The 12622-nt window shown below is 54.1% G+C and carries 8 protein-coding genes and 1 tRNA gene; 2 read left to right on the forward strand and 7 right to left on the reverse strand.

The genetic code is table 11. The annotated features are described in order from the left end of the window. The first annotated feature begins 94 nt into the window (after positions 1 to 94). Positions 95 to 184, forward strand: a tRNA-Ser gene (locus tag E8D52_04425). Between the two features lie 114 nt (positions 185 to 298). On the opposite strand, the gene E8D52_04430 is transcribed toward E8D52_04425, so the two are convergent. Continuing rightward, positions 299 to 1825 carry a DUF2779 domain-containing protein gene (locus E8D52_04430; GenBank protein ID TKB70295.1) on the reverse strand — a complete coding sequence of 509 codons (1527 nt, stop codon included), beginning with the start codon at positions 1823 to 1825 and terminating at the stop codon, positions 299 to 301. Between the two features lie 68 nt (positions 1826 to 1893). Here E8D52_04430 and E8D52_04435 point away from each other — a divergent pair, with 68 nt between their 5' ends. Further along, the gene (locus E8D52_04435; GenBank protein ID TKB70296.1) at positions 1894 to 3219 is read left to right on the forward strand and encodes an MATE family efflux transporter; all 1326 of its coding nucleotides are present in this window, start codon (positions 1894 to 1896) and stop codon (positions 3217 to 3219) included. A gap of 72 nt (positions 3220 to 3291) precedes the next feature. On the opposite strand, the gene E8D52_04440 is transcribed toward E8D52_04435, so the two are convergent. The 6 genes from E8D52_04440 to E8D52_04465 all read right to left on the reverse strand — a co-directional run bounded on the left by E8D52_04440 (position 3292) and on the right by E8D52_04465 (position 12516). Further along, entirely contained in the window at positions 3292 to 4656 is a 1365-nt protein-coding gene (locus tag E8D52_04440; GenBank protein ID TKB70297.1) for a hypothetical protein, read from the reverse strand. Between the two features lie 6 nt (positions 4657 to 4662). Then, entirely contained in the window at positions 4663 to 5475 is an 813-nt protein-coding gene (locus tag E8D52_04445; GenBank protein TKB70298.1) for an outer membrane lipoprotein-sorting protein, read from the reverse strand. A gap of 5 nt (positions 5476 to 5480) precedes the next feature. Next, positions 5481 to 7898: a hypothetical protein gene (locus E8D52_04450; protein TKB70299.1), complete on the reverse strand. Its 2418-nt coding sequence runs from the start codon at positions 7896 to 7898 to the stop codon at positions 5481 to 5483. A gap of 211 nt (positions 7899 to 8109) precedes the next feature. Then, positions 8110 to 8562 (reverse strand): winged helix-turn-helix transcriptional regulator, encoded by a 453-nt coding sequence (locus tag E8D52_04455; protein TKB70300.1) that lies wholly within the window; start codon positions 8560 to 8562, stop codon positions 8110 to 8112. Positions 8563 to 8724: 162 nt separating this feature from the next. Further along, the gene (locus E8D52_04460; protein ID TKB70301.1) at positions 8725 to 10974 is read right to left on the reverse strand and encodes a sulfate transporter; all 2250 of its coding nucleotides are present in this window, start codon (positions 10972 to 10974) and stop codon (positions 8725 to 8727) included. A 315-nt stretch (positions 10975 to 11289) separates the two neighbouring features. Continuing rightward, positions 11290 to 12516: a sodium:proton antiporter gene (locus E8D52_04465; protein TKB70302.1), complete on the reverse strand. Its 1227-nt coding sequence runs from the start codon at positions 12514 to 12516 to the stop codon at positions 11290 to 11292. Positions 12517 to 12622: the final 106 nt, after the last annotated feature.

Genomic DNA, 12622 nt, shown 5'->3' on the forward strand with positions numbered 1-12622 from the left:
TCAACACTATTCACAACACCCCTGTTTCTGGGGATGTCGTCGCTATTGCAAAGCGGCGTATAAGTATGTGATTATTCGCGGTCTTTTGGCCAACGGAGAGGTGCGAGAGTGGCCGAATCGGGCAGTCTCGAAAACTGCTGTCGGGGTAACTCGACCGTGGGTTCGATCCCCACCCTCTCCGCCATACGGCACTTCGTGTGTACCACCGGCTGATCAGGCGAAGCCTCTCTTCATTGTCCCGGCGGATAAACATCTATAGTGGTGTTTCTCATTCTGGCCAGCCTTCATCACCTTGTTCTCAGATATGACGATCTGCCTTCTCTCCCAACACCCTCCGCAATTCCACCATCGCCAGCGTGTCTCGCTCACAATAGCGTAAGAGCGCCTCTCTGATTCCAGCCTGCTCCACCCAATCGCTTTCGACAAAGACCATCCGATAGTATTCAGCCGCTGCCTGACCTCCCGCTTGAATCGCAAGATCGTCATACCCAAGCGATGGCACCACCGCCGGCAACACAGACTTAATCGAGTACGATCCGTTGAAGGCTGGATGATAATAGTGACTCTTGATAACGGAGAGCAGATCCCATAACCGCTTCATAATCGCTTTGAACGCTGATTTAAATTCAGGAAATGTCTCTGCTAACTGCCGAATGAGCGATTCCTCATAGCCTGAGTAGACCACGATGCTCCCGGTCTCACCGAGTGATTCGATGAGCGATTCGACCCAACGCTTGCGAGGGTCCGACGCCTCACCATGAAGAAACTCCTGGTGCGCCACCTCACCGGATTCAAGTTCAATGTGATTGGACCACTGCACCGGAAGAGACTGATAGGGCCTCATAAAGGGAAACCGCGGCAATGCCAACATGACGGTTTCGGCATCGAGATGGTGTATGGGATAGCTGAGGAAACGAAGAGTCCGACCCAATTCGGATGAAACCCACTCGACATTGTTTTTGACCTTTCGTTGTACATCCGACAGCCTTGTGTCATCAGGAATGTCGTCGATCGTCACGATACCCTGCCGGACAAGCTGACTGACAATCTCTTTCTTACCCGGCAGATGGTAGATCCAGCGCTGCGGTTTGTCCTTTGTGCAATGGGCCCAGAAGGGACATTCGTAGGGTGTATGACAATGCTGATCAGGCTCGATCCTCGGGGCCTTCGACTCCAGCAAAAGGACTTTCATGGTGGCCAATCGTTCCGGCACCGACCTGCGACGGTCGGATACCGCTTCCGAGACGTCTTCAATCGAGAAGAGCGTCTGCAGATCAACCTCCCCACCACGGTAGAGATACCCCGTATCGATATGCATCAGACAGGTCGCATCGAGTCTCAACCCGGCCCCTAGTACGACATGGCTTTGTATAGAGAGGTCATCAAGGTGGACATCTTTCACCCTGGTTGATGACTTCACCTCGATCAATCGCCAGGACGACGATCCCCCTTCACCATTCTGCACGCGCTCTAAAATATCGACGCGCACAAGCACTCCGTCATATTCGAACGCTCCTTCGAAGATGGCGGGAATCATGGGGTCTTGAAGCAAGGCGGCGGTCTCTGCGATTGCTGCTTCTCGCTGACGGAATCCCGACTTGACCAGCACGCCACCGCGAAAGCGCTGCTGTGCGAGCACCCCGATCTCGGTTCCCATGTCCAAGATCGCCTGGGTCGACGCGTCAGGCGGGGTGGCCAACGCAGGCTGATGTATCTCCAGATAGAGCCGCTTGTGACATTGCAACCCCGAGAGATATTTCGATTTTGATAAGCGACGTGGTGCGAATGTCGTGGGGTATTCGTTATGAGCGTCGGCTATTGTCATTATGGTCCACCAAACGATCGACGATTTCTCACATGGCGTCAGAAGGAACTCTGTTAGGATAGCGCCCCATGGGCAACGGTGTCACCCAGATCAGACGGTCCGTGATGACGTTGGCACTTCCCGTCACGCTGACCACGCTGCTCCAACGAGCCGAAGGCATTGTCGCCGTCTTCTTAGTCGGGGGGCTGGGTGCCACATCAATCGCCGCAGTCGGTCTGGGTCAACTGCTGGCCTTCGTGGCCACGACTCTGGTCTCTGGAATTTCAGTCGGGACCAATGTGATCGTTGCCCAGTTATGGGGAGCGCGGCGTCGACAAGACGCCGGAGAAGCGGCTCGTCACTTCTTATGGCTTTCGATCGGCGTCTCGATCCTGTTGGCTGGCCTTGGGATCGCCGGCAATCTGCTCGTCATGCAGCAACTCGGTGCGGAATCCGCTGTCATTGAGCTCGCCCTCCCCTATTCGACACTCATCTTCCTCGTGATTCCCTGTACGGTCCTCATCCAGGTCTTGTCGTCCATCCTCCAAGGCACTGGCGACACAAAGACCCCGATGTATGGTCTGATCGGTGTCAACCTCCTCCATGTATTTCTGGCCTACCCCCTCATCTACGGACAGTGGGGAGCTCCTGCAATGGGACTCAAAGGCGCGGCGATCGCCGTCGGCGTCGCCGAAGTGACAGGCATGTTCTATCTGCTGCTGCGTTGTCGCCCCATCTTGAAGCAGTCGTCCACACTGCGCCTCGACCTGATTCGATCGATCTGGGATGTTGGAGCGTCGGTCTCCGGCGAACGCATCGTGCAACAGGCGGGTATCTTCATCTACACCAAACTCGTCCTCCTCTACGGCACCGTGGCCTATGCCGCGCATCAAGTCGGGTTGTCGATTGAATCCTTTTCGTTCCTACCCGGCTATGGACTTGCCATTGCTGCCGCCACCATGGTGGGCCAAAGCATCGGAGCCGGGAAGTATACCAGAGCGAAACTCGAAAACTGGGAAGCCAATCGGCTGGCCATTATGATCATGACCGGTATGGGAATCCTTTTTTTCTTCTTTCCGTACACGTTGCTTCATGCCTTCACAACCGATGACGCGGTGATCGAGCTTGGAACGACATTTTTAAAGATTGTTGCCTTACTTCAAGTGCCGCTGGCCCTCACCATGGTGTTAGCCGGATCGCTACGGGGTGCAGGCGACACCCGCTTCATCATGGGTGCCACGATGATCGGTATGTGGGGTGTCCGCGTGCCCTTGGCACTGGTCGCGGCCCTCTGGCTACGCCAGTCCGTCTCATTCATCTGGGCTGCGATGATCGCGGATTGGACTGTGCGGATGGGGTTGTTGCTCTGGCGATATCAGTCCGAACGCTGGCGGCAGATTCAGGTGATTCGGTAAGTTAGTACGTTCAGTTCAGTGCGCTATCTCTGGCTTGGATTAGATAATGATGACTTTGAAAGCACGTACCCACTAGAGACCCATCTCCATTCCGATCACGAGCCTATCGTTCCGATCAAATTGTCCAAACAAACCATTGCGATCGCCGTAGAACAGATCAAATCCTGTCCAAATTTTTAAATTATCCCGCAACTCATAGCTGATTTTCGGTCGGATGAGTCCATCGCCTTGGTTTACGCTTTGCAGCCAGAGCACTTCAGTTTCTAACGTTTCATTCAAGAAATGTCTTCTCAGTAATATGGTACTCGTGGTGTCTAATGTGTCGCGTACAATACCGTCGGCGGGATGAAGCAACCAACTTTGAAACAGCTGGAAACTCACCAACGTATCCTGAATGCCGGACCAATCCAGCCCTAGGACATAGGCGATTTCACCACTCTTGATCACACCATCACCGTCCCTTCGGTTCATGGTCAGCACGAATCGATCGGTATTGTAAATCGCTTCTCCACGCACTGTCAGGTTGCCGAAAGCATTGCTGACCGACCCTCCGATGAGATGGTTGCGCTCATAACGAGGGTTCACCGTAACCGTGGCACCGCCAGGGGCGAGAAACACTGATTGAAAGAACACGGGAAAATCCGCATAGTGGTAGAGATAGTTCACCGTAAGGTCCCAACCATGCCAAAATCTTGAAAACCGCATGCCGATGTCGGAATCCATCACGATATTGTTAGGACGTTCAAGAGGCCGAAGATTCACGGCAACACCAGGAGGCGCTTGAGGAACTATCAGTGGTGAGCTAAAGGCAAACGTGGCACCCGCTTGAGGCAGTCGATGATAGGTGCGATCCGGTATCCAGAGAAATTGCAAGTTGCCGCCTCCGATGGGCAATTCGGCATTCAATGTCCACAGCGGAATGCGAGAATCGTCAAAGTTATCGAGAATAAATTCCCTGAAGTTTTGTGGATTGACGACGTCGAGCAGTTTCAGACCATCGGTCTTCCCCCAGACGACTTGCTGTTTGCCAAGCGTAAGATGCATCCCCCAAAGCTGCGTCCTCAGGTAGAACTCGCGCAATTCTATGTCGGTTCGGTCGCCGAGTTGTAGGCGTCGGGAATTCGGAGAAACCTCCCCTTGGCTCAGTCGACCAGGTTCTAGATGGTCGAACCCTTCAGTGTACAGCCGAGCGATACCGGTGATACGGGTATCTTCACTCCATCGATATTCCCACTGCGGATCAAGCACCATCTCCATTTTATCGGCACGATCTCGTGTAATCCCATACGCCGCTTCCGATTCAAGCACAGCGCTAAACCGATGATTGCTCAACTGACTCGATTTCGTCTCGTCTGGTGTGCTCTCGGCAAGGGCGCTGGCGGCGATGAGTAACCCCGCCAGCGCCAGGATTCCACACGTCGCATATGAACTTGCCATGGGTCTTTAATATCCGCGCCGCAAGGCATCTTCCGTGAACATTTCATCCTTGACACTTTGCCCATAGTTCACATCTTTGAAGGTAAACACAGTCTTGTGGCCGGTCTTGTGGTTTTCAACGGATAGTTGATGGGCTGTCCAGATGTCCTGGATCAATGTGATCTCCCTGACCTGGAGGGTCTTCAACGGATTACCGGCCACATCCCAGTACTTGGCTTGACGGACCATCCAGATCTCGGCATCAATCCAGGACTGCACTTTGCTGTAGCCCAATTCCTGGGCCGTTTTTTCATTTACGGGAATCTCTTCGACGAGAAAGCACCGATGACCATCGATGGTCTCCTCGCCGAGAGTTTTCCAAGAGTAATCCGCAATCCCAACCTTGGTTTCCTTGCGAATGTCTTCATACGTAAAGTCAGTCCCGAGGAAGTAGTCCCCTCGATCAGACGCGGAAATACGGCGAACTTTTCTGGCGGCTGGCAAGTACAACCATTGATCATCATCTCGATCGGCTTCCGGGTAATCATAGGTCAAAAATGCCGTATCTTTAATATTTGAAGGGCTCAAATAGAAGATGATCGTGCGTTTCTCTTTCCCGAAATACTTTCGGAGGCTCTTTGTTTCCCGCACTCGTTCGGTGCCGCTGCGATCCGTCATGGCCATCGTAATAAAACGTGAGACGACCTCTCCTTCGTTACGCGCATTGATGCGTCGAGCAATTTCTTCGCCGGCAAGTAGGGATTCCGCTGCAACATCGGATACGGACAAAGGAATCAACAGAAAGAGCGCAATAAACAGGTTCTGCATGTGCAATCGCATATGAATTACCTTCCTTCCTTCATGGTAGATACGGATAAGACCGGGTTAAGTTGCACTGCCTGAGCTGCTTCCTGATCGGGTGTCTCAAACCCAAGAAAGCGCGGACGAAACACCGTCGCCAGTGCCGGCATAACGGTGATACTGGCGAGAAAACTCACGGCCATGGCCACAGCCACCAACCCCCCGAAACGGACCAGTGGCGGGACCACACTGATCATGAGGGTGCCGAACCCCAGGCTCATGGCCAGGAAGTTGAAAAACAGCGCCCGCCCCGTAGACGGGAAAAAGTGCGCCATTCGTTCCTCAAACGTGCCAGTACCGAATCGCATGAGCTCGCGAATCCGCTGGGTCGTATGCTGGCCAAAATCGATCGCCAACCCGGTCGCAATGGCCGCAAACATGGAGGTTCCCACAGCGAGCCAGATCCCGCCAAATCCCATGATGCCGTAGACGAGAAGGACAGAAGCAAACACCGGCACCAGCGTAAAGAGTCCAGCACCAAGTGAACGGAACAACCAGGACGCCATGAGCCAGCTAATGACCAAGGCGATTCCTTCACTGACGAAGTGTGTGGAGGCAATAGTCTCTAACCAATGATGGTTGACGTTCACTCGTCCGCTCAAATGCCCCACGATCTCATTGTTATTGAATTGTTCGAGGAGATACCGTTCAACCTGTTCAATCACCACCCGGTTATTCACGTAATGGGACGTTTTGATACTGGCACGAATATTGGCCCGTCGATATTCGTAGTCAATCTCCTGCTGGAAATCTGTCGGATCGGCTGAGGCGGAGTAGAGCAAGAAGAGTTGCGCCACAAGGTCTCGGTTATCGGGGATGCTATACGCCTCCTTGCGGTTTTCGTTAATCGACCGATTCATCTGCTTCACATAGTCGACCACCGACGTCGTCCCACCAACGCCAGGCAACGTTTCGACAAATCTCTGGAGCGCCTCGATGCGATGAAGCGCGTCCGGGTTGAACAAGCTCTCAGGTGTTGGGGTCTCCACCACAATATCCAGGTAATTGGTTCCGTCCATCACCTGGTTGATCACTTTGTCTGCGCGATAAATGGGTTCATCATGCTGAAAGTTTTCAATCATCGCCTCCTCGATGATGAGCCGAAACGCACCGATCGTCCCCAATACGGCAACGACGAGTGTCATGCTGAGAATGAGCCTTGGTCGGCGAATCGCAAAGCGGCCTAATGCCGTCACAAGCTGACCATACTGGTCGATCGTCTGGCCGCCTTTGATCGCAGGGGAAGGCTTGAATGGCACCAACATCAATGCAGCCGGAATAAATACCAGGCCATAGGCCCAAGCCCCCATAATTCCGATGGACGCAAAGAGACCAAAATACTGCATCGGTGGCATCCCGCCGGACGCGTAAAGCGAAATGAACCCGACGACGGTGGTGAGAATAGTCATCGTGAGGGGTTTCCAGACGTCGGTCATGGTACGAACAATCATTTCCTGATGCGTGAGATGAGGATGAGCGCGACCCACGTTGTAATAGTGCGTGAGGAGATGGATCGGTTCCGCGACCGCCATCCCGATCAAGATGGAAAGGAGACCGTTGGTAATCACATAGAATGGAACGCCGCCCGCGGCCATGGTCCCGAAGGCGGCCGCCGCTGTGCCGAGCACGACCAAATTCGGTAGCAGCATCCCGCGCACCGTCCGAAAGGCGATGAAGAGGACAATGGTGATGACGATCGCAACAACCGGATTGATTCGCTTTGCATCGTGGTCAATGTAGTTGAAGAGATATCCAGAGATCGCCCCTTCGCCAGCCACATGGAGCTCGACCCCAGGCAGCTGAGGGGCCACTTGAACCAGGCTCATGAATGCCTGATAAGTCGCCTCGCTCTTCATCTCGTCAAGAACTTCAGCTGTGATTAAGGTCGCCGTATCATCGCGTGCTACCAGGCTGCCCTGGTAGAGCGGAAAATCAGCGATCGCCGCACGAATCGTATCAGCCTGAATCTGCGTGACAGGCGGCGGCTGGAAGAATTTCTTCACTTGCATGCCGTCAGCAGTGCCAACGATGTTGTTCTCCGTTGCCAGGCTTATCACTCGATCAGGGTCAACGTTGGGAATGGTTTTGACTCGATCTGTCAGCCACTGCACCAATTGCAACGTCTCGGGGTTAAAGACGCCGGTGGCCCCACGATTAATGACTGCGATCACAAAGGGATCTGATAAGCCGAAGACCTGTTTGACTTGATCCCGATAGACGCGGGCGGGGTTATCCTTAGCAATGAACGAATCAGCCGAAGTATCCATGGTCAACTGCGGGATGAATGCGGCCAAGCTCACTATTAGCATGACTCCCGCTAGAACAAGCGCCTTGGCGTGCGTGGTGACCCACCAGAAAAACTGCTCGGCTCTGCCATGATCTATCGTCTGACTCATCGCCATCCCCTCCTATGGTGTATATACACGTAACTTTCGAGAACATGTCTCATTACTTGTCCACGAACCTGAATTCCATGATCGGGCAACCGGGAAGATGGAACTTATAATGCCCGAGATGCTTTTATGATCTGCACATCTCAGGCGTCAGTATAAGTTCAATTAGTGTATCTGCACTCTTTGTGGCATTATGAACCACCCATCTTCCGTGAATTCGTTAGATTGATTGTTTGCTTAACGACCGAATTGCGGACAATTCTTTCATCAGTGTCTTAAAACGCGAGTGCCCAAGATCATGAACGATCGTCTGCTGTGCTTTCTTCCAATAGGGCAACGCCTTCATCAGCGCATCTCGACCCGCAACAGTCACTTTGATCGACTTAGTGCGCCCATCCTTGCCAGGTCCAACTGCAATCAACCCTCTCATCTCTAATACTTTCAAGTTACGTGTCAATGTTGTCCTGTCCAGGCCAAGCCGATCTGCTGTTTCCGTGATTGGCAACTCACCTGCTAGGTGAGCGACTGTTAACAAGGAAAATTGTGTTCCCTGTATCCCGGAAGGTTCGAGGACAGAGTCATAGAATCGCGTGATCGCACGTGCAGCTTTTCTCACGTTGAAACATGCGCATTCAGAGCACTGACTCAGCGTGTCAGCATCCTCGGATTTCATATGGGTGTATATACACCTGTTATCACTATCTGTCAAGGCCTCTGTAACCACATGATGGATAATGATCCGGATGGGGTTGTTGCTCTGGCGCTATCAATCGGAACGCTGGCGGCAGATTCAGGTCATTCGATGAGGGGCATGTCGCGATCAGGCAATGTTCTGTCATTCCGTTTCCCCTAACCCATCTTCCACCAAGAACTTGATCCCTCCAGTAACGACGTCATACATGGCGCCGACAATCGCGATGCGCCGATCTTGAACGAGGCCATCGAGCGTCCGGCTTTGCTGCCGTATCTCTTTTACAACTCGCAAGACATTGTTTCTGGCCAACGCATCCACGATCGCGAGCGCTTCAGTCGAAGATGGTTCACTGGAGAGCTGAGAGGTCATCCCGTCAGCCGACCGCTGGATCTCGTTCACGATAGAGTCGAGGTGCTGACATCCCGTTGATTCAGCCGCCGTCAGGGGTGCGCCCAGGAACTTGACCGCGGCAGAAACCGCACCACATCGGGTGTGCCCGATCACCAACATGAGTTTTGCCCCAGCCACGGCACAACCGTATTCCGCACTGGCCAGCACCTTTCGGCTGGTGATGTTCCCGGCAATCCGGATACTAAAAATGTCTCCCATACCAAGGTCGAAGATCAATTCAACAGGCGTGCGGGAATCGATGCAGCTGAGCGCAACCGCCAACGGATGTTGTCCTTCCGCCGTGGCGCGGACCTGGCGGGTGAAGTCTCGCGTCAGGCGCCGCCCGGTGCGGGCTCGTTCGTGGCCGTCCTTCAGGATTTGCAAGACCTGCTGCGGTGTGAGTGCAGCTTGGAGTTCCCGGGTCGAATAATCCACATATTGAATCTGATCTTCGAACTTGTACTCGTTCCGAAATCCGATGAGGCTCACATCAATACCGCGAGCGGGTCCTGTCTCCTCCTTGAAATCGCGAATCAGGTCGAGCACGTCCGGATCGATGTAGTCCGTACTGTGGGCATCAAGCAACACACGCCCATAGTGTGGCACTTCAGCCAGCACCTGAGACAACGCCGCGCGATTGAGGAAGCTCTCCTGATTGGCCAGTTCGATATGGACAACGTCGCCGCCGAGATGCTTTTCCACAAAACGGCGCACCGGGCGACGCATATTGCTGTTGAGAATAAACCCAATGGCTACGACGAGCCCAATCACGATACCGATCAAGAGATCGGTGAAGACGATGGCCGTGAGGGTGGCCGCGAACGGAATGAATTGATAACGCCCCTCGTTCCACATCTGCTTGATCAGGGCAGGACTGGCCAGTTTGATGCCGGTCATCAGCAAGATCGCGGCAAGGCACGATAGCGGGATCGTATTCAGCCAGGTCGGAATGAGCGGCACACTGACCAACAGGAGGGCACCATGGACGAGCGTGGCCAGTTTCGTTTGTCCACCGGCGTTGACATTCACCGAGCTCCGAATGATGACCGAGGTGATCGGGAGTCCCCCGACCAATCCGCACGCGACATTCCCAATACCTTGCGCCAACAATTCTTGACTTGGGGGCGAAATCCGCTGCTGCCGATCAATTCGATCAACGGCCTTGAGATTCAGCAAGGTTTCAAGCGACGCCACGATCGCCAGGGTCAGCCCGGCCGTATAGACTGCAGGATTCATCCATTGTGAGAAGTCCGGTCGTGGAAGAAGTCCCACGAGTTCGGTCAAGTCACTGGGCACAGGCACTTGAACAAGATGGCTCGGCTTGATAAGCCAGGGATCGCCGAGCTGCTCGAACCACAAGACTGCTCCAATTCCAAGCAGCACGACGGCGACAGGAGCAGGGAAAAGAGACGTTTTCAGCGGCGTCCACTTGTCCCAGAGGACAAGCAGGACGAGAGACGCGAGACCAATCATAGAGGCACCGAGCTGAAAGTCCCCGAACATACTGATGAGCTCAGAAAACGTGGTTTGGAGATCCGGCTGAAAGAAGGACATGTCGCCTTCTGGATCCGGATCATGTCCGACCAGATGGGGAATTTGTTTGAGGATGATGATCACGCCGATGGCGGCCAGCAACCCCTTGATCACGCTGGAGGGAAAGAATTCGGAAATGAACCCTCCTTTGGCAAGACCGAGACCGATTTGGATCATCCCGGCAAAAAGCACAGCCATGAGAAAGGTTGAAAAGGATCCCAGCGAAAGGATTTGGGCAGCCACGACAGCCGACAAGCCGGCGGCTGGGCCGCTCACGCTGGTGTGCGACCCACTGAAGAGCCCCACCACAATGCCGCCGATGATTCCAGCCAACAACCCGGATACCAACGGCGCACCAGAGGCCAGTGCGATCCCAAGGCAGAGTGGCAACGCCACAAAGAACACAACAAGGCCCGACTTCACATCGGCAAAGAGAGTGCTAGGAGATATCCCGTTCGTCGTACGCATCAGATAGCCTCTTCATAGAACAGTCCGTATCGATCAGGACCTCGCCGTGAGTAAGCGTTTCTGTTTCGGAAACTGCACTAGTGCCATCTCTACTGATGTGACTCCCAAGATCGGCCTCAACTGTGACCAGCGCGTGATGGACTATGTACCAGTTTGAACGAATGCTCCCAGGACTTGCCCTGGCTGTCCCCAGTAGATTGTCCGATGATGAATCGTTCCATCAACCTGGTCTCCCATCCCTCTTACATCATACACCCCCTCATCATGGACGATTCGCTTCGCTCTCATGGATTGTGTCTGCACCGCTCATGAAACCTATGATCTCTCTCCCAGCACCCGGTTGATCGTCAAGCCCTGCACAAGGATGGAGAAGACGACGACGGCATACGTGATCGTCACCAGGGCGTCGCGCGATGAACCAGGCGGCAGTGAAAGGGCCAGCGCTACGGAAATGCCGCCGCGCAGGCCGCCCCAGGTTAAAATCCTGATCGTCTTCTCGTTGAACTCGTGCACAACACTCAATCCTTTCACTTGGAGCACCACGGTAATCCAACGTGCCGCCAGCACTAAGGGAATGGCCACGAGTCCGGCGATCAGATAGGGTTGTTGGAAACTCAGTACAAGCACTTCCAATCCGATCAGCACGAACAAAACAGCATTCAACAACTCGTCCAACAATTCCCAGAAGTTATCGAGATGCTCCCGTGTCGTTTCCGACATGGCCCATTGCCGCCCATAGTTTCCGATGAGCAGTCCCGCCACCACCACGGCGATGGGGCCGGAGGTGTGCAACAGATCCGCCAGCCCGAAGCTACCCATGACCAGCGCCAGGGTAATGAGAATCTCGACTTGGTAATTATCGACCGAGCGGAGCATCCGATACGCGATGTAACCTAAGGCAAGCCCGAGCGCAGCTCCACCGAGCGCTTCCTCCGCGAAGAGTCTCAGCACGTCGGTCACGTGCACCGTCTCTTTCGGAACGAGATTCAACACGACCAGAAATATCACGACGCCCACACCATCGTTGAAGAGAGACTCCCCGACGATTTTCATTTCCAGTGCCTTGGGTAAGCGGGCTTGCCTGAGGACTCCCATGACGGCGATCGGATCGGTTGGCGAAATCAACGCCCCAAACAGCAGGCAATAGAGAAAGGGCAGCGGCAGGCCGACGAGAGCAAACACCACATAGCTAAGCCCCCCGATCAGCAGGCTCGAGAGGATCGTCCCGATGACCGCCAGAGTGCCGATCACCCATTTGAGATCCAGCAGCTCGTCCAGTTTGACATGCAACGCGCCGGCAAACAGCAAGAACCCCAGCATGCCATGCATCAGCGCTTCGTTGAAATCAATGGCGCCGATGAACCGTTGGGCCTCAGCCTCCACGCCGAATCCCAACTTGCCGAGCACCAGCAGAATCAGCGAGAACACCAGCGCCACCGCCATCAGCCCGATCGTCATCGGTAATTTCAGCAGCCGGTGGTTCACATAACTGAACAGGGCCGCCAAGCAAATGAGGATCGTGAGCGTGTGAATCAGTGTCACGAGCAGTCTTCCTTTTCGATTTCAGGCTTCCGCATGGTCATCTTGTCTCATCTCGACGGAAACGTCTGCTTTCGGTCTCCGACCGGACATTCTGGTCTGTCGCGGT

Source organism: Nitrospira sp. (genome assembly GCA_005116745.1).
In the GTDB taxonomy this organism is placed as follows: domain Bacteria; phylum Nitrospirota; class Nitrospiria; order Nitrospirales; family Nitrospiraceae; genus Nitrospira_D.